Origin of the sequence: Burkholderia sp. PAMC 26561 (assembly GCF_001557535.2) — a bacterium.
Classification (GTDB): Bacteria; Pseudomonadota; Gammaproteobacteria; order Burkholderiales; family Burkholderiaceae; genus Caballeronia.
The window spans coordinates 341,583-365,238 of the sequence record NZ_CP014308.1; the positions used below are offsets into that span (position 1 = coordinate 341,583).

The following is a 23,656-nucleotide window of genomic DNA, read 5'->3' on the forward strand; positions in this document are numbered from 1 at the left end:
TTGGTCGGTGTATGTGCGTTGGCCCTAGAGTCAAATCAAATGAATGGGGAAAACAGTTGAAGCCGGAAATCGAACGACATCAGGGCTGGATAGAAATGATCGTCGCCATGACGATTTCAGGCACGATCGGCGTGTGCGTCCTGAAGTCCGGTCAAAGCGCGGAAAACGTCGTGTTCGTCCGGTGCGCGGCGGGGTTCGCGTGCCTGCTGCCGTTTTGCTGGTATCGACGGATGATCTGCAAGCGTTACTTCGCGCCTCGCCTGCTCGCGATCACGGTCGCGGCAGGCGTCCTGATGGTGGTGAACTGGGTGTTGCTGTTCAAGGCGTTCTCGCTGGTGACGATCGGCTTTGCAACGATCGTGTATCACGTCAATCCGTTCCTGATCCTGATCGGCGCCGCGCTGTTCATGCGGCAGCGAATCACGCGCAAGGACGTCGGATGGACCGCCCTTGCCTTCGTCGGCTTCGTCATTCTGGTGAACCCCGCTTCGGCCGTCGCCACGCTCGACATCAGGCAGCTTGGCGGCATTGCGCTGGTGATCGCGGCGACGGTGATGTATTCGGGAACGGTTCTATTGACGAAGCGGCTCTCGGGCCTGCCAACGCCGTTCATCGTCATGGTGCAGACCGGCGTGGGCGCGCTGCTGACCCTGCCGTTCGCCCATTTGCACGATCTACCTAAGGACGTGGGCGCGTGGGGCTGGCTCGTTGCGCTCGGCGTGGTTCACACGTTCCTGCTGTATTCGCTGGTGTTTTCGGCCTATCAAAAACTGAGCGTGCCATCGATTGCGGTGTTGTCGTTTATCTATCCGTTGTCCGCGGCGCTGTGCGATTACCTGTTTTTCGGCCACCTGCTTACCGCGACACAGATTGCGGGCGGGCTGTTGATCCTGTTCAGCACGACAGGCCTCAAGCTTCAGTGGAATCTGTTGCCGCGCATGCTCGCCGTCAAATCCGAGACGTAGAACGGATTGCTCGAACCGGACAAGTCGGAAGGTCGGCGAACACCAACAACTCAGACAACCCGACATCGTTCGACCGCGCCCCGCGTGTGAGGCCCAATGACAAGACGCGTGTATTTCTGCTTTGACCACGACGATATAGCCAGTGCCCGGGCCACGGTCGTTCGACAACACTTCCGGTCGATGAACGGCAGCGAGGCCGGATTTTTCGACCTGGCAACATGGAACAACGCGAGCAAGAGCGGCGAGCTTGCGGTCAAGAATCTCATCGACAACGGGCTTGAGGGGACATCGGCAACCTGTGTGCTGATCGGCACTGCAACCTTTTCGCAAGAATGGGTGCGCTATGAAATCTTCCGCAGCATTGCCCGGGGAAACCGGGTATTCGGCGTCCATATCAATCAGATACCGGGCGCCGGCGCCCGGGTGAAACCGAACGGCCCGAATCCGTTCGACTTTCTCGCGCTGAAATTCAGCGACGACGGGACGAGCGTCGAACCGACGGAGTACGTAGGCAACGCCTGGATCCAATTCGACCGGTACCCGCCGTATCGATTGAGTGCGATTGCTGTGGCCAGCAGGCGGGGACACGTGGTCCAGTTGTCGGATATCGGGTGTGAGACGTTCAGCTGGTCAAACCAGGATAGCGCCACGTCGATGTCGAGTTGGGTTGCCTGATCACGGGCCCGATCATAAGGCTTGCTAAGCTGCTGGGTTTAACGATATCGTATTGGGTCATCGTTTCAAGTCCACTCGCGCGCACCGGTCAAAGTAAGATACGTAGTCACAGAGAACAAGATGCGATCCGACCCGAGGACTTCCCGGATGAACATGAAATGCGGGACGGTCAACAACCGGTTCTGTCGCAGTAAGGAAATTCGGAAGAGTCGAGACCGAACGGAGAGGATTGCTTAGTTCGCAAGATCGTAGAACAGCTCGGCGACTGAACGATGGCGTCCACCGTCACTCTTCATCTGTCCTTTCGCTATCATGTGCATGAGTTCGATACCGTCTAAAATGACATGGGTGCAACGAAAACTCTTGAATCCTAGCATTGGTCGTACGATGCGTTTGATCGCTCGACGGTCCTGCTCCACCACGTTATTCAGATACTTCGATTGTCGAATTTTGATCGGTATTTCGCGACCAGCATTGATCGCATTTAACCCTGCAAGATTCGCCCCGCTCTTGTCGCTCGTCACCGTCTCCGGTACGCCGTTTCCAGCGATCGCCTTTTAAAAATAGCGCCGGGCGGCAGCCTTGTCCCGCTTGGCGCGGAACAGGAAGTCAATTGTGTCGCCAGCTTTGTCGACAGCCCGGTACAAGTACTTCCATTCGCCTTTGACCTTGATGTAGGTCTCGTCCATTCGCCAACTCCTGCCAATCCCTTGCTTGCGCGGTCCGAACGCCTTTCCGAGCGCGGGCAGCAGCTTGATGGCCCACCGGTGCACCGTCGAATGGTCAACCGACACTGCCCGCTCGGACATCATCTCTTCCAGATGACGCAGACTCAGCGGGTAGGCAACGTACCAACGTACGCATGTCAGCATTATGTCCAGCGGGTAGTACGGCCGTTTGAGCGCCTTTGCTCACGGGGGCATTCGGAGTCTTGATCATTCGTTACATCGTTCGTCTCGGGGACGATCACCATAGCAGATCGGCTTACTGCGACAGAACCCCTCAATTTCGATTGCGGCGAGCGTCCGCCTTCCAATGCGACGAAAGCAAGCTCAAGCACTAAACCCCTCGTTGTACTTCACCTTTGAAACCGCCCAGCAAACAGACCTGAAAATTAGGTTCCGTAAATGATATGTCAATGTTTCAGTCGATTGGCTCTTGAGTAGCTCGCCGTCCATATTCCCTTCGCTTCCTGCCTCACATCTTTGAGATCATTTAGCCGCCGGAGCATCAACTTCGTGATGTCACCACTTCTTACGAATCCCAGCGATATTGGTTTGGTCATGGTTCGTCGCTTAGCTAGGGAAAAGATCGAACAAAACGCGGAGTCGTTTAACTCAACTGCCCAACGCGTTTGGATCCCGCCACGCGCGCTCGAACGGAAGCCGCCACGCACGTGGGGCGACGAGTTGGTGGATGGCATTCGGCCCCCATGAGCCAGGAGCATAGAAGCGAACCGGTGGTGGAGATTCAAGCAAGGCAGTCGAGACTTCCCACAGCCGCTCGATGCCCTCGGCGGTCGTGAAAAGCGTTCGGTCTCCGCGCATGGCGTCGAGGATCAAGCGCTCGTAAGCCTCCAGTACGTCACCGATCAGACCGGTATCGCGCATCGCGAATTGCAAGCTGAGTTTGTCCAACCGCATCCCCGGACCCGGACGTTTGCCATAAAACGAGAGCGACATTTTCGAGGCGTCGGCCAAGTCGAACGTCAGATGATCCGGCCCTTGCGAACCGACGCCGGACCCTGCCGGAAACATGCTCTTCGGCGGCTCGCGAAACGCGATGGAAATGATCCGTTGCCCCTCGGCCAGCCGCTTTCCCGTGCGCAGATAAAACGGCACGCCGGCCCAGCGCCAGTTGTCGATGGAACATTTCAACGCAATGAATGTTTCGGTTTCCGATTCCGGACCGACCCCTTCCTCGGACCGATAACCGGTGTATTGCCCGCGGACGACATCGGTTGGTTGAATCGGCAACATGCTACGAAAAACCTTGTTCTTTTCCTCGCTGATGGGTGACGGTTCCAGCGACGTGGGCGGCTCCATTGCCATGAACGCGAGAATTTGAAAGAGGTGAGTGACGACCATGTCGCGAAATGCGCCGGTCTGTTCATAGAAGCCGGCGCGCTTGCCGAGGCCCAGCGTTTCGGGCACATCGATCTGAACGTGGTCGATGAAGTTGCGATTCCAGATCGGCTCGAACAGGCCGTTCGCGAAGCGGAAAGCGAGGATGTTCTGGGCGGGTTCCTTCCCCAGAAAATGATCGATCCGGAAGATCTGTTCTTCTTCGAAGACTTCATGCAAACGGGCATTGAGCGACACCGAACTTTTCAGATCCGTTCCGAATGGTTTTTCCATGATGATCCGGGAGCGCTCCACGAGGCCCGCTTCCTTGAGCATGCCGACCGCGGAAAGCGCGGCGTTCGGTGGCACGCTCAGGTAGTGCAGCCGCCGGCACTCGCCATCGAAGCTCAGCTCGGCGTTCAGCACTGCAGTCTTGAGCGCTTCCGCGCCCGCTGTCAGCGGCACGTAATCCAGATTGGCGGCGAACGTGTCCCACTCCCTCTCGGCGACCTTGCGAGATGAAAATTCGTCGAGCGCTGCTCGCGCCGTGCGGCGAAATTCGTCGACCTGAATGTTGTCGAGCGCGACGGCAATGATCCTGCATCCTGGAATGAATCCGGCGCTGGACAAATGGAACAGGCCTGGCAAGAGTTTGCGTCTCGCCAGATCGCCAGTGGCGCCGAACAGAACGACGACTTGTGGATATTGCGGACCCACCCCTGCAGAGATTTTTACCATCGTGCAAATCCTTTTTTGGGTTGTCGATGCCTTGAAAGACGAATGCACTAGAGTGCGTCCGGCCGCCGGCTCAGTTCGTCTATGGTCGTGCTAAGTGCATTTTTCTACCAATGATCTTCGCTGCAAAAAAGCGAAGTGGAACTGCCGGACGAGCCCCGACGGAATTCTTGCACTCGTCATAAGTTTGTTTGCCTGGCGAGATGCTGGATAGGTCTTAAGCGCTTCGCCGCCACAGTATCACGCGCTTATAATTCCGAATTGCGTATGGGCCTCGCACCGGCGCGTTGTTCGCATTTTTATTTTGCCGGGATTGACAGAATGTTGATTTGTGCTAACGCGCCGCATCGGGTTTTGCTGTGGATCGGGACAAAAGAAAGCACGCTGTAAGCAATATTGCGGAGACGATAGGTTTGATTTACTTTCAGATTCTGGGTTGGTTTCACATTGCTATGGAATTTCGCGAGATCGAGGAATCAATGCAAGAAATTCCTGACCTCTGGCGTCAAATGCGCACCCAGTACAAAACGAAATTGCGTCGACGAATTGACTGACAAGGCCCAGCGGGCCAGAAGCTGAATAGAAAGAACCAATCAAGCGAACGCGATCCAGATTGACATGGCTCGCGACCAGCGCCGATTTGCTGTTTCACTGGACGTCATAGCCAGTATCGCAAAGGGAACACCGGGACCGTTTTACGCGAACGGATGAGGTACAGCGGGCTTCTCGTCAATCATCCAATTCATTAGGTATCCTACAACCGGCGATCCTTACTTAAGGCTTAGGGGGAAATCGCTGAAATACCGCCAGCGCTTGGCTGTATCCTGGTCTTACGAGAGGGCGGGTGGTGGCGCTATGCGAAATCCGCCGCAAAAGCGGTGACCTCGACGTTGCTGTATGCCGGTCGATAGTCTCGTCACCGCCAGTCGTGCTTTCGGCGTGATCATCGAGGTCCTGGCCAACCATCAATATGTGATCCCTCGATCCAACCATAGAGATCGTTTGATCGGCGGGCAAACCTCTTTCAGCAACCTCATTGCTAAGACAACGCGAACGCGGTCGTGTGGAATGTTCAGGCTAGCGAATCAAAAATCAAAAGCTCAACGATACGATCCTTGCGCGCGCCGACGAAAAAACGCGCCGACCGCTGAACCCTATTGCCTGCTCCAACGAGTACGCAAACGACAATCTTTGGCGAACGCCCTCGCCTGGCGCGAGAAACCCTTCGCTGAAGCACGTTTCTATCAACGCGACTGCGTCTTCAACAGTTCGCCCGCGCTGCTCAGCATACCGCTGGCGATATTGCCGGAGTCGATCTTATAGCTGCCGTCGCGAACTGCGGCCTTGATTGATTCGACCTTTGCCGTGTCGATGTCCGACGCGCCTGCCACGCTCAGATTCGACAACGACGACAAGCTTACCGTCGAGCTGGTTGCATCGGCCGCGCTAGTTTGCTGCACCGCGCCTGTGCTTTGTACCTTGCTCTTGGCAGCCACGCGCAAGTTGTCGGTCTCAAATCCTGCGGGAATGTTGCTGGAATCGATCTTCATGGTGTGCGCTCCTTAAGCGGTTAAATCCTCTAACGGAGCTTCCCTTAAAGTCTTTACCAAGCCAACGCGCGGCCTGTCGTTCTAAAACGCCGCAACCACGGCCCAACGGGCTTCTCGGGGAAATGCGACAAATTGAAACAAAGTGTGAGCAATTCCACGGCAGGTCCGGCGACCTCGTAAAACATACATTTGTACCGAAGCGAAAGTCGAAGCGGAAAAATCTGGAATATTTTCGTGTCCCTATTTTCTTAATCCCGGCGCTGGTAATCGTAGGCGGTGGACTAGCCAACTTGTGGCGGTGCCATCCGCCAGGATGAAATACTGGTCCTTCGTCTCATGAATGCGACCGTCGCGCGCGATCACCTCTTCCATTCGCAGCATCCGCCCGGCCCATCCTGGCGCGATCGACGGCGCCGCGAACGGCTCGAAGCGCAGAGTGATGCGGTCTGGCGGGAACCTCGACCAGGTGTATCCAATCTTGCCGCACCGCCTGCCCGATGGGAGCCTGTCTGCTACCGCACGCGCACTATCATTACGCATCTGTCGAGGCTAAGTTCAGATGTCGGGGTTCAAACTTTTTAGAAATGTCGGGTTTTGACTTTATCAATCTCTCTTTAAAAAGCTCATTTCCCCACCGCGGCTGCCCGCAGTTCGGCGCTTCTTAGCATCATCGCGTTCATGTCGATTTGCTTGAGCTCGCGTTGTTTGCGCGTGTTGTTGGCCCGCATCTTCGGTTTCACCGGTTCACCCTGATTGGTCCGCGACGGTGAACCCGAGATACGCCGGTTGTCGCGCTCCATCTGCACCTGGCGCGATAGCGCCAACACATGCTCAAGGCGCTTGTTGTCGACCTCGGCACCCTGGTCCATCGCTGATAGCCTGTCGTATTGGCGATAGGCCAGCGCGCTGCCATGTGCCCGGATTTCGATACGCCCATCCGGGTATTCATAGACATCAATGTAGTGATGGGCGAGGGCACGCGTTTGCGGCGTGTCGTCAAGCATGTAGATGACCCGGTCGTACTGCAATGTCAGGCTGTTCGACACGCAACGCAATACCCGGTGCGTCAGAATCAGGTCGAGGTCTTCATCGCCCCTGAGCGGCCGATGCGCGTTAAATGCGCTCTTCGGGATCTTCGCGAAGCGCCCATTGAAGTCGGCCATGAAGTGGGGCGCATACGCGTTGGCGGCCTCCTTCGTATCGATCTTGCGCAGCCTCAACTCTTTGACCAACCGGTCCTGCAAGGTGAGATTGGCCCGCTCCACGCGTCCCTTCGCCTGACTGCTGTTGGCACACAGCGTGTCCACGTTCAACTCGTACAAGGCCCGCCCGTATTGGGTCACGCCCTTGTCGGGCGTGCTCGCGTGCTGGTTGCAGTGAAACACGCTGGCCTTGTCGCTATAGAGTGCCACGGGCTTGCCGTGCGCCTCGATGTATTTGCGCGTGGCCTCGAAATAACTGAACGTCGATTCGGTCGCGGTGAAGTGCAACGTCATCAGTTGGCTTGTGGCATCGTCAATAAACACCAGCAGCGTGCACGCTGGCGCCCGGTCTTCAAACCACCGGTGATCGCTACCATCGATCTGGATCAGCTCGCCCAGACAAGACCGCCGGTTCCTCGGCTGATGGATCTTGGGCGGGCGCTGCTTGCGTGGAATCCACAGGCCGGCGTCGGTCATCAGGTGGCGAACCGTCTCCTTGGAAAGCGTTAAACCATGACATTCGCGCAGCTTCTCGCAGGCAAGCGTTGGGCCAAAGTCGGCGTATCGGTCGCGAATCAAAACCAGTGCCCGGCATGCCGTTACCTCATCAAGCTTTCGATTGCCTGGACGACCTCGCGCTGCCGAGCCCACACCGGCTGCGCCCGTTTGCTTGTACCGCAGCACCAAACGCTCGACTTGGCGCACCGTCAAATTCAAACGCTCAGCCGCCAGGCCCGGTTTGAGCATCCGGTCCACGACAGCCTGAATCACTTTGAGACGATCGAGTTCGCGCATATTTAGTGTCACCAGTCCGGTTGGTTTCATGGCGAACTCCCATCGTCTGATCGAAAGTTCCCAGCTTGCACCAACAGCAGAACACGACATTTCTATCTTGCTAAAACACGACATTAGGATATTGCCCCTACAGCATCCCGAATGATCATTCCTTTTATGTCAAATAAAAGACTGACTCACCGGACCGGCGGCAAGTTGTCGGGCGGTCGTCTCGGCGATCTTGGTCATTCACGCGACTGTACCCAATTGCGTCAAGGCTACTAGTCATTTCTTTTTCGGAAGGGTTCATGGCACGCAGTGCGTCGGGCGTGCGTATGTCGCGCGGAGTCTCAAAGTCCGCTCAAGCGCCGCCACGCGTTACGTCCGGCGGGGGACGGAAAACCGGTGCGGTTGCTATGATTGCGCATCGGTGGCGTAACATCGTTGGATAGCTCCTCGCGGATTCCACGCGCCGCGTACACATCGAGCGCTGTGACGCCAAGCACTCGCACTACCGCTCCGAACGCCCTAGTTCGGCCTTGCCGATCGACAGTATTTGACTGCGCACGATAGTTCCAACGTCCAGAACATCGCCACGTACGCGTGCACAAAGGAACGGCGCCACTTTCTCTGCAGCAAGGATGCCGATTCCGCATATAAGCTCCAGCAACCCGTAAAGCCGGACAAGCGCCGCACTGCTACCGAGCCCCGCCGAACGTGACACCGCACGCGGTGCCAGCAACTTGGCCAAGCCCAGCGCGATACTGAACTAGCCAGCCCGGGGGTCACTGCTCGTGGCATGTTAGACGCACCTAGGCCGTCGCGAGCGTGTTGGCCTGCGTCGTGCAAATTGGAGTTGACAAGGTCATTCATAGCTCCGCCATAATTGAGGTGGGCGATCAGTCGTGATTGTCAGAACTACTTTAGTTCAATAAGTGTTTCGTTAATCTTCTCATAAGCGCTTCGCAGATGAATAGCGATCACGTCAAATTTGAATCCTTCGCCTTTGGTCCTTTCGAAGTTTCGGTTACGGAACGCTCAATTCGTTGCCGTGGGGAACCCTTGATTATCGGAGAGCGCGCATTCGACCTCCTCGTGACGCTAGCGAGGGGGTCGGGCACAATCCTAAGCAAAGATGAGCTGTTTGAATCGGTCTGGCCAAACCGGGTCGTCGACAAAAACACCCTCGAATCTCACATGTCTTCGCTACGGAAGGCGCTCGGCGCGGAGCGCTCGGCAATCCGCACGATTTCGGGAAGGGGCTATCAGTTCGTAGCGGAGATCAATAGCAATACCGACCCTCGCCAACCCAGCGGCGGCCTGAAATTGCCTGAGAGGCTTTCTCCACTGATTGGCCGCGAAAAGTCGTTGTCGACGATCGCTGCACTCGTAAAGGCATATCGGCTGGTAACTCTTGTTGGCGCCGGCGGTGTAGGAAAGACAAGTCTTGCGATTGAAGCAGCACGGAGCCTCTCAAGCACATTTTTCGACGGAGTGTGCTTTGCGGAACTTGAGAATCTCCCGTCCGGAGATTATGTCCCGATGAATATTGCTGCTGCGCTTGGATTTCCACCGGCGGACGGATGCATTCTTGAAAACCGGGCGATCGCCGCTCTAGGTGACAAACGAATTCTTCTGGTGCTCGATAACTGTGAGCATTTGATTGACGCTTCAGCCAGTACGGTCGAAACACTTTTGAGATGCGCGCCATTTCTCGCTGTCTTAGCCACCAGTCGGGAACCACTCAGGATTGTGAGTGAACATGCTTATCAGGTTCCGGCGCTCGCGGTGCCTTTGAACGAGTCGAGTTCGCCGGAGGAATTAGCGAATAGTGCTTCGGTGCGTCTCCTAGACAGCCGACTCAAGTCGGCCGGCGTTGCCATGGACAGTAACGCAGAGGTCGTCAGATACAAAGCGCGCATTTGCAAGCGGCTCGACGGCATCCCGCTAGCGATCGAACTCGCCGCCGCAAATGTGGCGCTTCTTGGAGCAAAAGGCGTTGCTGACAGACTCGACGACCAATTTGCGCTATTTACCAAAGGACGCAGAGCGGTACCTTCGCGACAGCAAACTTTACGTCATACCTTTGACTGGAGTTACGATTTGCTACCGCTACCTGAGCGCGTCGTATTCGCTAGACTCAGTGTGTTTGTCGGCGGATTTTCGATTGAGACGGCCCTGACCAATGCGTCGGATTCCACGTTGCTCGCACGCGAAGTCATGGACGCGGTGGTGAATCTGGTATCGAAATCGTTAATTACGGCTACACAGATTGGTGGCACGGCGAGCTATCGTATGCCGGAAACGACCCGAACCTATGCCGCCGAAAAACTCCTCGAGTCTGGAGAGCACGCCACGATCGCAAGGCGGCATGCCGAGTTTTTCCTTGCGGAGTTCGAGCGAGTTGAGTCTGATTGGGGGCGCGGCGAGCCGGAGGAGCTTTTACATACATTCCGGCACTACCACGACGACCTCAGATTCGCGCTTGGATGGTGTTTCGCGAGCGGCGGTGACCCTGCGTTAGGCATACGACTGGTGACAGCCGCCGTTCCCTATTGGATGAAGGTTGAATATGTGGCCGAGTGCCATTTGAACGTCGCAAATGCAATCGCACAGATAGACGCCCTAGGCATCGTCGACGCAAAAAGATCTGTGAAATTGCACTTGGCCCTGGGAGCGGTACTGCTCTATGAGGGCTTGGCTCAAGACGCTCAAACCGAGTTCAACCGTGCGCTTGAGCTAGCAGGCGGTTCAACCGATGTCGAACTAGAGCTAAAGTCTTTGCACGGACTGTGGGCTACAACCCACTTGCTTGGGCCGTTTGATCAGTCGCTGTCCTTTGCCGAGCGGTTTTCCCAGATTTCTGAGACTGCGCAACGGCCCGAGGACGCAGCAAGCGGCATACAGATGCTCGGTGCGTCGCGGTTTTGTCTTGGTGATTTGGGCGAGGCGCGCTCGCATCTGGCAGCATTTCTCTCCCGTGCCCCGTCGGCATCGAATGCGTTAAGCCACGATTTTCAGGTTGATGGGCATGTTGCCGCAGAATGTGCCCTTGCTCATACGCTTTGGGTCCAGGGATATGCGGACCAGGCGAAGGAAGCGATGCGGCGGGCTATGGAGCGGGCGGATACGCTCGGTCATGCCTTGAATTGCTGGTACTCGCGGTTGATGTGCTCATGCCCTCTCAGTTTGCTAACGGGGCCTATATCTCAGCTATATGATCAGGTTAACTGCTTGTCTGAGATCGCTCGCATTCACGGCATGGCGACCTGGACGCCATATGTCGATTTATGGAAAGGTCTGATTATCTCGGCACAGGGCGATGCCACTGCGTACGATCGGCTTATTGACCCCGTCTTCGCTAGCGTCCACTCTGGGTGGCGTTTCAATCCCTATCTGACAGGGACGTTGTCGGAGCTTTGCTCGCAATTAACCTTAAATGGCAGAGCAAACCTTGCAGCAAAGATAGTAGCGAACGCGATTGAACACGCAGAACGTACGGGAGACAGGACATCTTCGCCGGAGCTCCATCGAATTGCAGGCGAGATTTTTCTTAGGCTTGGCACCCGTGATTCGGAGTCGCTAGCGGAACAGGAATTTGTAAAGTCGATTGACTCAGCGCGTGAACGAGGATTGCTCGCGTGGCAATTGCGCGCGGCGCTAAGTCTCGCGCGAGTACGAAAAAATCAATCCCGTCATGAAGAGGCTCGAACTGTCATCGAAGACGTACGTTCCCGTTTTACAGAAGGTCTCAGCACCGCAGACCTTCTCATCGCCGACAGTCTTCTTTCTGACCTTTCTTAATCCCAGGTACGACCATGCCACGTCAATCGCCAGACCTTTCTACGGATACTCACGCGCGTCGTCCGAAGAAAGGATGCGCAACATTTTATCCTGATCGATAGCTAGAACATCCCCGCCCGCCTTCTGGAAGCGACGCCAGCCCATCTGAATTTCATTCTGACTGGTCGTAACCAACGGATGGAGGCGGGGATGGTATCCCTTCTTATAGGCGGGAAATGCGTTTCTTGCAAAACGCCACATCATCACAGAGCAGAAACTCATTCGGGCGATTCCAATAAACGGGTTCCGAAACCAGCCCTCGGTTCGTGCCATATGAACATATGCTTGTACTGTTTCCAGTGCGACCCGCATCATCGCAACAGTGATCATCCATCTCCGGTAAATTTCGTCGGTGCTATAAAAATACTGGTAGACGTCGAAAGCGACAGCACCGTGCTCGACCTCCTCGACTTGATGCCAAATCCAGAAGGCCTTAATTTCCGGGTCAGCATCCGCGAACCATTTGTCGTAGTTATCCAAGATGATCAGTCCGGCGAGGAAAGAAAACGTCTCGTAGCCTGCTGTAAACCCGAGTAGTCGTTTTACGGAATCTTTTTGAGTGTGCTTTGAAAAATAGTTGGCCGAACGCGTGTCAATTGCGGCGAGTTTCGGATACCGGCCCGATAAGCGTCGGGAAAACTGTTCGTAGTTACTCGCATGATTTGCTTCTTGTCCGATAATTGCGCACACATCGTTGCGCAGCTTTTCGTCTTTGATCTGCGGTTTGGCCTGACGTAACGCCGCAATAAGATACCTCTCGAAATGAGGTACGTGAATTCCAACGGCATTCATAAAAACCGAAAATTGGGGAGAGGTTCTGCTCCAAACGCAATCCGCGATAGTTTTCGCCGAAAGGTCAAACTTCAATGGCCGGACTTCAATTCCGTCCATCGGATGATCCGAGGTTGCTGTCACGATAGCCTCCTGTCGACGGCACTACATGCGAGGGCAACTTCTAAAGTCTTCGGATGCCCGACCTGACACCACTCGCATGTGTCTTGCCCACCGCAGCACCGAAATCATTGACAGTCACCTGACACTACCCTGTTTCGCCGCGTACGCGCTGGCTTCAATTGAAGACTACGGCGCGTGTCAAGGTACTTGTCGCCTCAGTCATGCAGCCAAAGGCTGTTTAAGTGTGGCGTGCGAGGCCATCGTGACGACTGACTCGCGCTCCGGATTGAGCGTGACGGCACCGATGGGCGTCCAGTCTCGCATGCAGCCTGACCAGCGGGCCGGGTTACGTTCCCGCGCCTGGACATACACCTCGTGACGAGCGGCGAGGATCGCGTGATCGTCTCCGTCATGGCGCTGCGCCGGGCTGACGTAGCGGATGCTGCTGTGACGGTGGTCGAAGTTGTACCAATGCACGAAGTCGCTCGCCCAGTTGCGTGCAGCATTGAGCTCGGCGAAGCCCGTGGCGGGGAACTCCGGGCGGTACTTGGCCGTGCGGAACAGCGCCTCGGCATAGGCGTTGTCGTCACTGACGCGTGGGCGTGAGTACGATGGCTTCACGCCAAGCCAGTGGAGCATGGCCAGCACGGTCGTGGCCTTGAGCGTGGAGCCGTTGTCTCCATGCAGCACCGGCTTGTCCGCCAGAGTAACGATGCCCTCGGCCAGCGCCGTGCGCCGCACCAGATGGGCAGCGTGACTGGCATCGTCGCGCTCGTGCACCTCCCATCCGACGATCTTGCGGCTGTACAGGTCCAGGATCAGGTACAGGTAAAACCATTGACCGACGACCTCGGCGGGCAAGTACGTCATATCCCAGCACCAGACTTCCCGTGGTGCGCAAGCGATGTGCGTGGTCGGCGGCCGGCCAGCCTTTGGCGCTTTGGCCCGGCCGCGGTGTGCGGTCTGCCCGTGCTCGCGCAGCACGCGGGCGAAGGTGGATTCGCTGGCGATGTAGACGCCCTCGTCGGCCAGCATTGGCACGATGCGCGCAGGAGGCATATCGGCGAAGCGCGCCTCGTTGGCCACGCGAAGCACTTCAGCACGCTCGACGGCGCTCAGCGCATGGGCGGGTTGCGGGCGTACCGAATTGGGCCTGCCATCGCCCGTGACGAGGCCCTCGCAGGCATTCCAGCGCTGCAGGGTGCGCACATCGATGCCGGCCGTCTCGCAGGCCAGACGCAGCCGTGCGCCGGCCTTGTGCGCGGTATGGATGTCATGGGCCAAGGACTGGCGATCTTCGAGGCCGATCATTCGTCCTCGCCCGTGCGGAAGATCGCCGCGACTTTTTTTGATAGCACCAGCAGGGCCGCCGTCTCAGCCAACGCACGGTCCTTGCGCAGCAGCTCGCGCTCGAGTTCCTTGATGCGCCGCCGGTCCTGCTGGGTTTGCTGTGGGCTGGCACGCGCCTCTTCGGGCTTAGCCAATGCTTGCGTGGCGCTTTGCCGCCAGGTGGCCAGCTCCTGTGGATACACGCCGTTGGCGCGGCACCACGCGCTCTTGCCAGCCTCGTCCATCGCAGCGGTCGTCAGCACGGCATCGAATCGGGCCGCCGCTGTCCAGGCCCGCTCGCGAGCGGGCCTGGACAGCGCATCACTGCGCCAGCGCTCCAGCGTCGCCACTCCCACGCCAACCTCACGTGCAACGTCTTCCAACGCCGCGCTCTCCGGCGGCAGCAACCGCGCAACCGCTCTGTCCTTGAATGCTTGTCCGTATTTTGCCAATTCGTTTTCTCATCATCGCCCCCGGTTCATCGATTCTATCGGGGCGACAAGTATTCTGACGCGGGGGGACTAGCATACAGACCCGAGAAAACGGGCGTTTGTTGCACACGAGAGAGGCCCATCCGGCTCACGGAAAATTCGCATGGAAATTCTACTGAGGGTTCTGGACTGTATTCGGCGGCAGTCGAACTGGATCAGGCCGCGATCGTCTCAGTTCGACCAAAATCCGCCTTCGGGTTTCCGAATAGTCAATCGTCGTCTCGAGAAGTATCCGTCGCAAGCGATTCGACGCTCACTTAGAATCCCAAGGCGTAAAGAGCCGGATGTGCATCGGCACAACAAGACCTAGCGTGGCTTCTTGAGGTTGCAGATTCTCACCGACCCAGGTTTTCAATTGCGGCAGCAACGCCCTTCCCCTACTCCGGGTGTAAACCGGAGCTCGACTCCGGTACTTTGATCTCGCTAATGCCTCGCTACGCTTTACCCCCAATGGAGGTCACCGCCGTCTTTTTGCCGGACGGATGCCTTCCGAGAAAGTTAGACTATTTACCTCGTTTCTGTCAGAAATGCTGTCGGGCGCAGCGGCGAAACAATAGCTTCGAAGGCCGCCCGCAGGCCTCTCCCCGGTCCAACCTGCACGCGACGATCGTGATAGCAACTCCGTTGCTCTTCTAGCTCGCACGCAAATCTGTATGTCAAACTCACTCACGGCAAGCACCGTTCGTCAATTTGCATTTGCATGGCAGTGGGACCTTCCAAAAGCGTGCCGCTACCGCAACTCCTCGATTCGTGAAGGTCACCCCTTCTGCTACCTAGACCACCGAACAAACTGTAGGACCTCCTGCTCGCTGATGATAGTCCCAAGCATATAAGTGCATATACTCGTATAGTATTGCATGAACTCAGCGACTCGATAGGGGGAAGGATGGGCGCGTCCCCGAATTAGAGCGTGTGTCCCGCCGCTACAGAGCAGTTCATGAAGCTCGCCCGACAACGCTCGTAGGTTTTGACGACAATCTGACACATGCGGGACGTACGGCGATGATTTCCGCGTCGTGGATTGAACGCGCTTAGTCCTCGGTGTCGAACCGACCAAACATTCAGTCTTGAGGATGAGGGATCTAGTGCAAATACCCTGCTTGAGACTGAGTTCGAACCTCCAGCAGAAAGTGCTGGACGATTTCTTTACTGACGGGAACATTCGAATGCTAGATAAGCTTGATACCGTAATTTGTGAGCCGGTACGTACGGCGATTGGCACTTATGGTGGGTCGTTCAAGGACGTGCCCGCCACTGAGTTTGGCGCGATTGCAATCAAGGCTGCGGTTAGCCGGTCCGGCATCAAGCCGGAAGAAGTTTCTTCGGTCGTCATGGGCAATGTGGTTCAGGCGGGGAACCGCATGAACCCTGCTCGTCAGGCAGCGATAAATGGCGGAATTCCTGTATTCGTACCGGCACAGACCGTCAATCGGGTTTGTGGTTCGGGTGTTCAGGCCCTCCTTGCTGGCGCACAGGAAATCGCATTCGGGGCAGCGAACGCAGTAGTCGTCGGTGGAATGGAGAACATGGACAGAGCCCCGTATCTTTTACCGAGCGGCCGTTGGGGAGCTCGCATGGGGAATGTCGAAGTGCTCGACAGCATGCTTACGGATGGACTCGTGGATGCGTTTTCATCAGAGCACTCTGGATGGCATACCGAAGACCTCGTTAGCGCTGTCGGTCTGACACGCGAGCAACAGGACCGTTGGGCCGAGCGTTCACAACAGCTTTTTGGAAACGCGCAGGTAGCAAAGAAGTTTGTTACGGAAATCGTCCCGGTGGAACTTAAAGGGCGTAAAGGTCTTGTCACGTTTGACAAGGACGAGCATCCGCGACCTGACACAACGTACGAAACTCTGGCCAAGCTGCGCCCCGCCTTTCGCAAGGACGGCACGATTACCGCCGGCAACGCCCCTGGGTTGAATAGCGGGGCGTCCGCAATGGTTGTGGCAAGCCGGTCGTTTTCCGACGCCAAAGGTCTCAATGCGGTCGCGCGACTGCGGGGCTACGGCGTCGCGGCCGTCGAACCGGGAATGTTCGGGCTTGGCCCTGTCCCCGCTCTGGAACAGGCGATAGGACGCGCCGGATGGACCTTTAATGACGTTGATCGGATTGAAATCAACGAAGCGTTTGCGGCGGTTCCGCTCGCCGTAATCGCAAAACTCGGACTGAACCACGAAATCGTGAACGTGGAAGGCGGGGCCATTGCGCACGGGCATCCGATTGGGGCAACGGGAGCAATCCTGATGACGCGTCTTATCCACTCGATGCGTCGCGATGGCTTAAAGCGAGGTCTCGTCTCGCTGTGCATCGGCGGCGGGCAAGGCATCGCCGTGGCAATCGAACTGCTTTGATGGTCAGGCACCGGGCGTGGCCTTGTCAACAGCCACGCCTGGCGCAATGCCCATCGGTCGCGACAGTTGGGTACAGATCTGATGCTTAGTGTTATCGAAAAGTCCGAAAAAGAGATTCACCACCGACCGGCCATGGGCGTACAGATATCGATTTGGTGAGGCTCCTCTCGATCATGGCCAGATTGGTAGGAAACTGTCATTCAGCATTGCAAACGCTGCCTCAAATTGCGCTTGACGTGCGAGCGCGAAGGCCGCGGGGCGTCACGTCGATTTTCGGGATGCAACCTCATACGTAAGTATCCGATCTACACCGTTGCGAATTACGCTTACGCGCGAGAAGATTGGCCACTTAGATAGCGGACCGCGACGAATTGCGCCCCGTGCTTACTACGCATTGCGCGAATCTGCTGCTGTTTCCGATTCCTGGGTTCCCGGATGATGCATGCATTCCAAACCAACAGGAGCAGCGCCATGGAATTCCTCCGACTCGTCCGTATCGTTCTATCCAGCTTCTTCGGCGTGCGTAAGCGTGCGTCGCATGAGGCGGACTTCGCCAACGTGAACTTTTTCCTGCTGCCGTTCGTGGCCGTGTTTATGGCAGTGGTCATCGGCGCGATCTTATTGGGCTTTGTGCACCTGGTCGCGCACTCGACAAGCGCAATGCAGGGCTTCTAAGTCGCGGTCGCTACATTGGCCGCCCAACTCGGCTGCTATTGGGGAATATGGCTTAACAGCAACGGGTTCATCACGGTCGCGCTGAAAATAAATCAGATTGATGCGTGGACCGCCGGGTCATCGAGAATCTCGGCAAGGGCGCATATGGCTCCATCAATCCTGACGCTCCAGGGATGCCCAAAGTTGATCCGTACACAATTCTGGAATGCGTGCCTGGCAGAAAAGATCGGACCAGGCGCGATGCTGATACCACGGCCGATCGCGAGCCGGTGCAGCGCCATTGCATCGACCGCGTCCGGCAATTGCAGCCACAGGAAGTAACCGCCCGAGGGCGTCACCCATCTGACCTCACGCGGCAGGTAGCGCCGCAAAGCCGCCTCCATGGCTGCACGTTGCGTCTGCATCGCGGCGTGCAGCTTGCGCAGATGCCGGTCGAACCCGCCGTGCTCCAGGTAGTCCGCTATGCCCGCCTGCGCAGGGATGCTGGCCGAGAGCGTCGTCATCAGTTTGAGCCGCTGCACGCGATCCGCGAAGCGTCCAGCGGACACCCATCCAATACGATAGCCCGGCGCAAGCGTCTTCGAAAACGAACTGCAGTGCATGACCAGTCCGTTGCCATCGAAGGCTTTCGCAGGGAGTGGCCGGTCACGGCTGAAGTGCAACTCCGAATAAACGTCGTCCTCGATCAGCGGTACGTCGCGCGCTGCAAGCATGTCAACGAGCAACTTCTTCTTTTCGTCGGAAAGGGTGACGCCGGTGGGATTCTGGAAATTGGTCATGAACCAGCATGCGCGAATCGGATGCTTGTCGAGCGCAGCGGCGAGCGCGTCGAGGTCGAGGCCTGTGACCGGATGGACCGGAATCTCGACTGCGCGCAAATCGAGCCGCTCAATGGCCTGCAGGGCCGCGTAGAAGCCCGGCGACTCGACCGCGACAACGTCGCCCGGACGCGTGACGGCCATCAGACACAGATTTAGCGCCTCCAGCGCGCCGTTGGTCACGACGATCTCCTCAGGCGGGATCGATACACCGGTGGCCACATAGCGCAGCGCGATCTGGCGGCGAAGATGGTCGTTGCCGGGCGGCAGATCCACGACCGTGCTCCATGGACTGAGCGCGCGCGTGCCATGGGTCAGCGATTTGAGCAGACGGGCTGAAGGGAACAACAGGGGTGACGGGAACGCCGAGCCGAGCGGCACGATGTCGGGGTGCTTCGCGGCATCGAGCACGGAAAACACCAGATCGCTAATATCGACCTTCGTTGAATCGGCAAGCGGCATGTCCTGATGCGAGGGCACCTGTTTGACCGCCGCACCGGGCGTCACGAAGTAGCCCGCGCGTTCTACGGCGCGGATCAGCCCCCACTCTTCTAGCAGATAGTACGCGCGGAAAACCGTTGACTGACTGACACCGCGCTGCGCGATGATCTGCCGGAGCGACGGCAGGCGGGAGCCTATCGGAATTTGCCCCGACCGGATCCCATCAGCGATCGAGTTGGCGAGAGCCTCGTAGCGTTTCATGATGGGTTTTTCTTCAAATGTTTATCCCATGTTTAGGTCGCCGTCGCCGGACGTCGTGCAATGCTCCGTTGCATATGACCACCAAGCGAAGCACTCAAAACGCAGTTACTGGCATTGCAATTCGACATGGTCCGTTTTCCCTCGCACCACGCAATATCCGAGCAAAGTGTACGCTAGAACTTCTTATGCGACGTGCTCGAAAGGCTCCGAGCGATGGACAGCCAGAAACGACTGTCGGCAGGTAAAGTCTCCGACTTTACCTGCCGACAGCATTACCCTATATCACCGGCAAGGGTCGAGCGGCCACTTAGCTCAATGTGAACTGATCTGACCTAAGCCTTCGAATGTCACGCGTTGTGTCGGAATCTCAATTGACGTTCGGCGCCGGAATCGAACCCAGGACCGAAGACACCAGAGCAGCAATATCCAGAAGTCTAACGTCATCACCCGCCTTTCCATCGAGTTCGAGACCGATCGGCAGACCGCCGGAGGAGAGCCCCATCGGGATGCTGATACCAGGCAGACCGGCACAGCTCGAAGCGAACACGTTCTTCGCGATGTTGAGAGCTGGCACTTCCTTGCCCGCAATCGTTACCACCGAGTTGGTGCCGATCGGAGGGGCCACAAGCGGCGTCGTCGGGAACAGAATTGCCTCAATCCCGTTCGCACGAAACGCATCGGCGTAACGCTGCTGAAGCGACGGGCGCAACACGTTGAGCGAGTGCTGATAGTCCGCGACGGAAACATAATTGGGCGCCCCCGGTACGACTGCATCGCTCCAGAAGAAGTCGACGTTTGCGCCGAGGCCCTTGTAGATGTCATCGAACGAGACAGGCGCCTGGATCTCTTTCACATATTCCGTAACGTGCGGCATCGTTTCGTGGAAGAAAATCGGCCAGTTCGCTTGATATGCGAGGGTCTGGAAATCGTCGCCAAGATCGATTTCTACAACTTCTGCGCCGGCGTCTTTCAGCTTAGCAAGCGACTCGTAGAACGTACGTTCAACTTCCTGGTCGACCAGGTCCAGGTGTGTTTGAGGAGCAAAGCCGAAACGTACGCCTTTCAACGATTTGGGAGAAGAGCTAGCGAGGGAGAGTGACGAGCCCGTAACGACTGCATCAAGCAGCGCCACGTCTGCAACGCTTCGTGCCATCGGTCCCGGCGTGTCGAACGTATTGGCAATCGGCGCGACGCCGGTGCCGGCCCAGCGACCTGTCGACGGACGGAAGCCAACTACGCCGGAGAACGACGCGGGAACCCGGATTGAGCCGACAGTGTCACCCCCGAACGCGGCGGGCACCAGACGGCCGCCAACGGAGGCGCCGGCGCCACCCGAAGAGCCACCAGTCACTCGCGTCAGGTCATACGGATTGACTGCTTGACCGTAGTGCGCGTTCAAGCCCGTCAAACCGTAGGACATTTCTACTAGGTTGTTCTTGCCAAAGATAACCGCGCCAGCATTGCGCAGTGATGCCACAATCGTTGCGTCTTTCTTCGGCCTGAACCCTGCGAGGACCTTCGTGCCGATGGACGTCGGCAGATCGAAAGTGTTCATGCTATCTTTAACCGCGATCGGCACGCCATGGAGCGGCCCCAATATCTTGCCAGCGCTGCGATGCTCGTCGGCTTTCGCTGCCGCTTCGAGCACTACGTCTTCGTAGATCGTGATGAAAGCGTTCCTACCCTTGAGGTCGCGGTTTCGGCTTAACAGTGCCGCTGCATAGGTACTGGCCGAAACCGAGCCGTCCTTAATGGCAGCTGCAGCTTCCGTAACCGTGAGGTCGTGCAAATTTTTGGATGTATTCGTGAAATCTTTTGACATGATGGTTTTCCGTTCGTTTAAAGGAAACTTCAGTAGGCACGGTGCAGCTTATCGCCGTGCCTTAAGTTGCCGCTCGACCCGAAATGCCATATGCTTTGCTGATCGTGCCACTCTCCAAAATATACGAACGCACCCTAAACTTAGAAGAGTCGGCAGCCGGCTGGCCGAGAAGGGAAACACCTCGCGGCTTCGCAGTTTCTGGTTCGAAACTGACCGGGAGGTGACATGACGGCACTTGGCGATGAGCTCGTGGTGGCAGCCGGCGACAGCATCGATCACTGGCACGACGTCACGTGCCGAGACTATTCGGCTTCTGAATATAAACGTGAGACTGGGGAGCTCTTCAGCGCAAGCATTGCACGCAGGCAATTCGGACCGCTTTCGCTGAGTGGCGTTTCGTCGGCTGGTTTTGGCGCTGCCCGTCTTATTCGCAGCCCATCCGACATTCGCAAGGATCCGCGCGACCATTTCATGGTCTTTCTGGTGGAAGAAGGTGGCGTTAGCGTGTCGCAGGAGGGCAGGGAAATGACAGCGCGGGCCGGCGACCTGTTCCTTTACGACCAGGCGCGGCCGTTCACCCTGGAATTCCAGGAAAGTTACTCGGGCATTATGCTCAACATCCCTCGCCCGATGCTTGAAACGCGCCTACCCTCAGCCGGTCGACTTATTGCTAATCGCATTTCCGGCGAATCAAAGCTTGGCGAGTTAGCGGGAACTATTGTTCGCCAGATTATGGGGCTTGACGAGCAATTGAAGGATCCCACCATCGATCGCCTTGGTGGCTCCGCACTCGACATCCTTGCCACCACACTTGATGCACAGGCCTCGAATGAGCTTCTCCTGACATCCAGACACCACCGCCTTCTGGAGCAGGTTAAGGGCTATATGCTCGCCCATCTGCATGAGGCCGGTATGGACCTTGAGACGATTGCGCGGGCCCAGAATATGGCCCCGCGAACTCTCAACAGAGTCTTCGCGACCGAAGGCACCACGCCCATAAGATGGTTGTGGCAGCAACGCCTGAGCGCCAGCCATCTTGCGCTGACCGAGGGACGAGTAAGGAATGTTACTGAAGCGGCACTAAACTTCGGTTTTAGCGATCTTTCTCATTTCAGTCGCACATTCAAATCAGCGTTCGGGAAGTCCCCTCATGCATTGGTACGAAAATAGCCGTATTGATTGATGCGATATCAACGCCCGCGCTGACGCGGTGACCACGTTTGAATCCCAATATTGGGATTAGTTGGCCGAAAGCATTCGACAGATTGATTCGTATTCGGTGCGTGCAAATGGGGACGTCGTCTCCACCATTCTCGGCGACGATGAATGAACCTTCACGACAGATTCAAACAAAATCACGTGGTGGCTGGACGCCCGCATATGGCGGAACAACGTCAATATCATAGCTGCACACAAATTAAAAACTACGATCGACAAGACCGGGGCGAACCCTTTCACGCTTACCAAGGCGGGAGTGGTCGAAGCTAGCAAGTTTTCTCGTCGACATACAGCTCAATTTCGACAAGACGTAAGCGGTGTTTTCTCCACACTACGAAGGAAGCGTGAGGATTAGCGGTCCGCTAAAACGGCATATCGTCGTAACGCGGCGCGGCCAATGACCGCTTCACAATCTTTAGCCATTCCTTCAGTTGCTTGATGTCTTCGAATACGAGCAGGTCATGTTCAAGGGCGTGGAGGCTCTCCTGCAGCGAGAAGATATCAGAGGCAAGATTGCGCATGATGGTGCCGGGCGACACGTCGATGAAGGGTGGAATTCCGTAGCTGTGCTTGAATCCGTTCTCGACATGCAGGATTTCGTGGTCGAGTTCACCGACCTGTTCCTTTAGTATCTTGTTGTAGTGTTTCAACCGGTCTTCGCCGATGTTGTTGATGGCGCTTTGGTCGATATGTTCCAGCTCCAACTGCAACTCAAGTAATTGCAACAGGCTGTTTTTGCTATACGCCTGATTGGCCCTTTGCATGAGAGCGGTCTTCCGCTCACGTTCCTGCGGATCAGTTTCTCGATCAGGATGAAGAGCGCTGGCTAGTTTTCGGTAGACCTCGCGAATCGATAAGCTGAGCTCTGCCTGCTCCGCTTGTTCTCGTGCCTCTGCAGCGAGTTGTTTAGGGGTTTTTTTTCGTTTCGCGCGTCGTTCTTCACGAGCTTGGTTTTCGACGGCGTCTTGTTTTCGGAGCTGCTCCATTTGCGCCTGCGCGCGCTGCAGCACATCCTCGGGCGAACTCATGTCAACGTCGTCGCCTAACTCAACGCCGAGCATGGCTTCGAGCGCGAATTTCATATCATCAAACTCGGCGGCAGCTTCACTGTCAAAGTCAGATTCGCTGTAACGGTTGTAAATCGTCTTAAGTTCCGGATCATCGCTCTCGGCGACCAACTCCCCCGCCAAGTCGCTGATCAGGTCGGCAATCGTGCGCCGCTCGGATTTAGTCAGCCCCTTCATATCGTATGTTTGTTCCAGGCGATAAACGAGCTTGGTACGCAACTCGATGGAAGTTTGCTCAAGGGGCGCGAACTCGCTAAGGTATTTCCGATGGAAGGCAGGCATTGCAGCCTCCCAGGCACTCAGCCGAGCACGCCGCTTTTCGATCTGCTTGATCAGCGTGTTGAATGCCTTTTGCCCCTTCGACAGATGAGCCTTATTGTGGTCGGGAGCAATGCTGATGGCCCTGAGATTTGTCCTGGTCATAGGATGACTTCCGCTGGTCGATGCTGGAGAGCGAGCAGCCACTATTTTAACGGAGG

General features: G+C 56.7%; 14 protein-coding genes and 1 pseudogene. 6 read left to right on the forward strand and 9 right to left on the reverse strand.

The window, feature by feature from the left end:
* The first annotated feature begins 56 nt into the window (after nucleotides 1–56).
* Both AXG89_RS24505 and AXG89_RS24510 read left to right on the forward strand, forming a co-directional pair.
* On the forward strand, nucleotides 57–965 hold the full coding sequence (locus AXG89_RS24505) for a DMT family transporter (protein ID WP_062173402.1): 909 nt from the start codon (nucleotides 57–59) through the stop codon (nucleotides 963–965).
* 96 nt (nucleotides 966–1,061) lie between these two features.
* Nucleotides 1,062–1,640 carry a TIR domain-containing protein gene (locus AXG89_RS24510; RefSeq protein WP_062173404.1) on the forward strand — a complete coding sequence of 193 codons (579 nt, stop codon included), beginning with the start codon at nucleotides 1,062–1,064 and terminating at the stop codon, nucleotides 1,638–1,640.
* A gap of 233 nt (nucleotides 1,641–1,873) precedes the next feature.
* Here AXG89_RS24510 and AXG89_RS24515 read toward each other — a convergent pair.
* From AXG89_RS24515 to AXG89_RS24535, 4 genes and pseudogenes are all read right to left on the reverse strand, one after another.
* Nucleotides 1,874–2,548: pseudogene (locus AXG89_RS24515) on the reverse strand (IS6 family transposase); the annotation flags it as partial.
* 429 nt (nucleotides 2,549–2,977) lie between these two features.
* The gene (zwf, locus tag AXG89_RS24520; protein WP_062173406.1) at nucleotides 2,978–4,441 is read right to left on the reverse strand and encodes a glucose-6-phosphate dehydrogenase; all 1,464 of its coding nucleotides are present in this window, start codon (nucleotides 4,439–4,441) and stop codon (nucleotides 2,978–2,980) included.
* A gap of 1,241 nt (nucleotides 4,442–5,682) precedes the next feature.
* A complete protein-coding gene (gene flgM / locus AXG89_RS24530) occupies nucleotides 5,683–5,988 on the reverse strand; it encodes a flagellar biosynthesis anti-sigma factor FlgM (protein WP_062173410.1) in 306 nt (101 codons plus the stop codon).
* A gap of 623 nt (nucleotides 5,989–6,611) precedes the next feature.
* Nucleotides 6,612–8,015: an ISNCY family transposase gene (locus AXG89_RS24535; protein WP_062173412.1), complete on the reverse strand. Its 1,404-nt coding sequence runs from the start codon at nucleotides 8,013–8,015 to the stop codon at nucleotides 6,612–6,614.
* A 918-nt stretch (nucleotides 8,016–8,933) separates the two neighbouring features.
* Between AXG89_RS24535 and AXG89_RS24545 the strand changes: the two genes are divergently transcribed.
* Nucleotides 8,934–11,768 (forward strand): winged helix-turn-helix domain-containing protein, encoded by a 2,835-nt coding sequence (locus AXG89_RS24545; RefSeq protein ID WP_082771600.1) that lies wholly within the window; start codon nucleotides 8,934–8,936, stop codon nucleotides 11,766–11,768.
* A 39-nt stretch (nucleotides 11,769–11,807) separates the two neighbouring features.
* Here the strand turns inward: AXG89_RS24545 and AXG89_RS24550 are convergent, their stop codons facing one another.
* Together AXG89_RS24550 and AXG89_RS24555 are read right to left on the reverse strand one after the other, a co-directional pair.
* Nucleotides 11,808–12,722 (reverse strand): metal-dependent hydrolase, encoded by a 915-nt coding sequence (locus AXG89_RS24550; RefSeq protein ID WP_144029440.1) that lies wholly within the window; start codon nucleotides 12,720–12,722, stop codon nucleotides 11,808–11,810.
* A 198-nt stretch (nucleotides 12,723–12,920) separates the two neighbouring features.
* Nucleotides 12,921–14,482, reverse strand: a protein-coding gene (locus AXG89_RS24555) for an IS3 family transposase (protein ID WP_119024700.1) whose coding sequence is annotated in 2 segments (ribosomal slippage) — nucleotides 12,921–14,044 and nucleotides 14,044–14,482 — 1,563 coding nt in all. Because the reading frame shifts where the segments join, the coding sequence is not laid out codon by codon here.
* 1,205 nt (nucleotides 14,483–15,687) lie between these two features.
* On the opposite strand from AXG89_RS24555, the gene AXG89_RS24560 reads away from it, so the two are divergent.
* Complete coding sequence (locus AXG89_RS24560; RefSeq protein ID WP_062174093.1) at nucleotides 15,688–16,875, forward strand: thiolase family protein; 1,188 nt, start codon at nucleotides 15,688–15,690, stop codon at nucleotides 16,873–16,875.
* Nucleotides 16,876–17,346: 471 nt separating this feature from the next.
* Nucleotides 17,347–17,550: a DUF2970 domain-containing protein gene (locus tag AXG89_RS24565; RefSeq protein WP_062173423.1), complete on the forward strand. Its 204-nt coding sequence runs from the start codon at nucleotides 17,347–17,349 to the stop codon at nucleotides 17,548–17,550.
* Nucleotides 17,551–17,642: 92 nt separating this feature from the next.
* Here the strand turns inward: AXG89_RS24565 and AXG89_RS24570 are convergent, their stop codons facing one another.
* The gene (locus tag AXG89_RS24570; RefSeq protein ID WP_062173425.1) at nucleotides 17,643–19,070 is read right to left on the reverse strand and encodes an aminotransferase-like domain-containing protein; all 1,428 of its coding nucleotides are present in this window, start codon (nucleotides 19,068–19,070) and stop codon (nucleotides 17,643–17,645) included.
* Between the two features lie 367 nt (nucleotides 19,071–19,437).
* A complete protein-coding gene (locus AXG89_RS24575; RefSeq protein WP_062173427.1) occupies nucleotides 19,438–20,892 on the reverse strand; it encodes an amidase family protein in 1,455 nt (484 codons plus the stop codon).
* A gap of 225 nt (nucleotides 20,893–21,117) precedes the next feature.
* Between AXG89_RS24575 and AXG89_RS24580 the strand changes: the two genes are divergently transcribed.
* Entirely contained in the window at nucleotides 21,118–22,062 is a 945-nt protein-coding gene (locus AXG89_RS24580) for a helix-turn-helix domain-containing protein (RefSeq protein ID WP_062173428.1), read from the forward strand.
* A gap of 410 nt (nucleotides 22,063–22,472) precedes the next feature.
* Here the strand turns inward: AXG89_RS24580 and AXG89_RS24585 are convergent, their stop codons facing one another.
* Nucleotides 22,473–23,600, reverse strand: coding sequence for a J domain-containing protein (locus tag AXG89_RS24585; RefSeq protein ID WP_062173431.1), 1,128 nt, complete (start codon nucleotides 23,598–23,600; stop codon nucleotides 22,473–22,475).
* Nucleotides 23,601–23,656: the final 56 nt, after the last annotated feature.

What these genes read in the sequence shown, in the direction of transcription:
- flgM (WP_062173410.1), bottom strand. Translation starts at nt 5,988, where the DNA reads ATGAAGATCGATTCCAGCAACATTCCCGCAGGATTTGAGACCGACAAC.
- AXG89_RS24585 (WP_062173431.1), bottom strand. Translation starts at nt 23,600, where the DNA reads ATGACCAGGACAAATCTCAGGGCCATCAGCATTGCTCCCGACCACAAT.
- AXG89_RS24510 (WP_062173404.1), top strand. Translation starts at nt 1,062, where the DNA reads ATGACAAGACGCGTGTATTTCTGCTTTGACCACGACGATATAGCCAGT.
- AXG89_RS24560 (WP_062174093.1), top strand. Translation starts at nt 15,688, where the DNA reads ATGCTAGATAAGCTTGATACCGTAATTTGTGAGCCGGTACGTACGGCG.
- AXG89_RS24570 (WP_062173425.1), bottom strand. Translation starts at nt 19,070, where the DNA reads ATGAAACGCTACGAGGCTCTCGCCAACTCGATCGCTGATGGGATCCGG.
- AXG89_RS24545 (WP_082771600.1), top strand. Translation starts at nt 8,934, where the DNA reads ATGAATAGCGATCACGTCAAATTTGAATCCTTCGCCTTTGGTCCTTTC.
- zwf (WP_062173406.1), bottom strand. Translation starts at nt 4,441, where the DNA reads ATGGTAAAAATCTCTGCAGGGGTGGGTCCGCAATATCCACAAGTCGTC.
- AXG89_RS24575 (WP_062173427.1), bottom strand. Translation starts at nt 20,892, where the DNA reads ATGTCAAAAGATTTCACGAATACATCCAAAAATTTGCACGACCTCACG.
- AXG89_RS24535 (WP_062173412.1), bottom strand. Translation starts at nt 8,015, where the DNA reads ATGAAACCAACCGGACTGGTGACACTAAATATGCGCGAACTCGATCGT.
- AXG89_RS24565 (WP_062173423.1), top strand. Translation starts at nt 17,347, where the DNA reads ATGGAATTCCTCCGACTCGTCCGTATCGTTCTATCCAGCTTCTTCGGC.
- AXG89_RS24580 (WP_062173428.1), top strand. Translation starts at nt 21,118, where the DNA reads ATGACGGCACTTGGCGATGAGCTCGTGGTGGCAGCCGGCGACAGCATC.